Source organism: Treponema endosymbiont of Eucomonympha sp., from assembly GCF_001028545.1.
In genome coordinates, this window is the sequence record NZ_BBPW01000299.1 from 1 (window position 1) to 785 (window position 785).

Here is a 785-nt window from a genome sequence, read left to right on the forward strand (position 1 = left end):
GTCAATTATCCCGAAATTTGCGTCGCAGGGCATATCATATACTCCTTGTTTTTGCTATTAGAGGCTACTCCTCTTGCGGATATTTCGCCGCACAAAAGGCGGTGGAAAACGCGGGCGCTTGCACAGCCGCCGCGATATGCGCTATAGTGTTGCCGATACGGGCGCTTAGCTCAGTTGGGAGAGCATTTGGGTCACATCCAAAGGGTCGGCGGTTCAAGCCCGTCAGCGCCTATAGAGGCAAAAAAGCAGGGCTTGCGCCCTGCTTTTTTGTTTGCCCGCCGCCGCTACCGCATTTTCCTGCATAAATATATGCGTACACATCGGCGTTTGGCAAACGGGCAAGCGTCCGTTCTTGCTTCAAGACTGTTCCCCGTCTGAACCCTTTTGCGCCGCCGCGTCTGCGCTCTGTTCCGCGCCGTCAGAGCCGAAATCAAACTCCTGCTGCCGGTTGTCCAGGATGAGGTTCTCGATTTGTATCTGTCCGGGCTCTTTTTCAGGCTCAAGCGCCCACCCGTACCGGAAATCAAACTTCGCTTTCACCCTTCCCCCTTGTCGCGCCGGGAGCCGTAAGCAGCGACGCGCCTATGCCCCTCGCGGCGGCGAGCAGTCCCTTCCGTTCGTGCGCCGCTTCGTTCCGCATACCGGCGACGACGCAGACGTCTCTGACGTCGAACTCCAGCATCTGGAACACGCGCTTCGTGTAGTCGTAGTACGGCTGAAACATGCCGGAGTCGGGGTTGCCCTGCGTAAACGCGAGCACCAGCGCTTTTTTCGCCGCCCGCTCC

The 785-nt window shown here is 58.1% G+C and carries 2 protein-coding genes and 1 tRNA gene; 1 reads left to right on the forward strand and 2 read right to left on the reverse strand.

What is annotated here, in order from left to right; genetic code table 11:
• Positions 1-159 precede the first annotated feature (159 nt).
• Positions 160-232 (forward strand) — tRNA-Val (locus AWU74_RS06665).
• A 125-nt stretch (positions 233-357) separates the two neighbouring features.
• Here the strand turns inward: AWU74_RS06665 and AWU74_RS06670 are convergent.
• Both AWU74_RS06670 and AWU74_RS11865 read right to left on the reverse strand, forming a co-directional pair.
• The gene (locus AWU74_RS06670; RefSeq protein WP_062328650.1) at positions 358-540 is read right to left on the reverse strand and encodes a hypothetical protein; all 183 of its coding nucleotides are present in this window, start codon (positions 538-540) and stop codon (positions 358-360) included.
• Positions 524-785 (reverse strand): hypothetical protein (locus AWU74_RS11865; RefSeq protein ID WP_202966425.1); only part of this gene is annotated, 262 nt, incomplete at its 5' end. The genes AWU74_RS06670 and AWU74_RS11865, both read right to left, overlap by 17 nt.